The sequence below is a fragment of the Microcoleus sp. MON1_C5 genome (assembly GCF_036701875.1).
In the GTDB taxonomy this organism is placed as follows: Bacteria; Cyanobacteriota; Cyanobacteriia; order Cyanobacteriales; family Microcoleaceae; genus Microcoleus.
The window spans coordinates 1-1,341 of the sequence record NZ_JAUBRN010000155.1; the positions used below are offsets into that span (position 1 = coordinate 1).

The 1,341-nt window shown below is 45.7% G+C and carries 1 pseudogene; it reads left to right on the forward strand.

From position 1 onward, the window contains the following. Window positions 1–110 precede the first annotated feature (110 nt). Window positions 111–813 (forward strand): annotated as a pseudogene (locus QUA71_RS29120) (IS1 family transposase). The last annotated feature ends 528 nt before the right edge of the window (window positions 814–1,341 follow it).

A 1,341-nucleotide genomic window follows, 5' to 3' on the forward strand; every position in this document is an offset into this window, starting at 1 on the left:
TTTTCACCCTTACCTCTTTTCGGTAGTGTCGCCAGAGGCAATGGCACCACCCCCATACCATCCCCAGCTCGCTTGTTGCATAATAGAGAATGATGTCATGGAATCAGCCGATGCTTTGCCCTCATTGTCAAAGTGCCAAAGGCGTCAAAAATGGACACAGCCAAGGTAAACAGAGCTATCTGTGTCGAAACTGCAATCGTCAATTTCGGGAAAACCCACAAGCTGGGGGATACAGTGCTGAGGTCAAAGATCTTTGCGTCAAAATGTCTCTCAACGGTATGGGATTTCGCGGCATTGAACGAGTCACAGGGATCTCGCACAACAGCGTCATCAACTGGGTGCGCCAAGCTGAAGCCAAAATTGCTGATGAAAACTACTCAATTCCCCAAACGGCTCAAATTGATGAGCTACAACTCAAATTGATGAGCTACAAACATTCGTTGGCTCAAAAAAAACAAGGTCTGGCTCTGGAGTGTCGTGAATAGCCATCAGCCTGGAATTATTAAGTTTGTGGTCGGAGATCGTTCTTTAACGACTTTTATGATCTTGTGGCAAATGATTCGTGGTTGGGCTTGTTTCCTCTACATCACTGACGGTTATTGTGTGTATCCTTGCTTAATCGACGAGTGTGACCATCAGGTGAGCAAAACAGCGATGACGAGAGTTGAAGGAGAAAATTGTCGTCTACGGCACTATCTAGCTCGACTTCACCGCAAAACGTTGTGTTATTCCAAGTCCGTTGATATGTTGTACAAGTCAGTACGCTTACTCATCTACTATCTCAAGCACGGGCGGATTCCTCTTTTGTCTTAATCATTCACCTTTGTGCAACACCCGATCTCGGTTGTTAAACCCCCAGGTGCCTCATATATTTGCCCCCTCACTCCCGCTCGACAATATACAAACCAAAGCTTCTCTGATGTATGAGCTTTTGTTTTAGGTTTTAAACGGAACTTACCCCACACACTCGCTCGCGATAGGTTTTAAACCCCGAGCGCGCGGTCTTTCGGCGTGAGAGCCTTCACCTGATACTTCACGGGGTGACAACGCCATCAAAACGTCCGTATCATAAGGGACATAGCCCTCAAACCCCTCTGAAAAAATGGTAGCTTGTTCCGTCTTATACCAATTTCCTAAAGTTCTGCTACAGATATGGCCTCTAAAATGAATTGCCATCCCGTCAACGAAGCAATGACTTCATTCGTTGGCGTTGCTGATTTATGGTATGAACGACTCAATCTGCAAAAAATGAAATAAGCCTGTCATATCATGTCCGGGTACTTACCCATAATTAAGCCGAAACTGGAACTTGAGGCCACCAGTGAAAGTTTGTTAAACCCC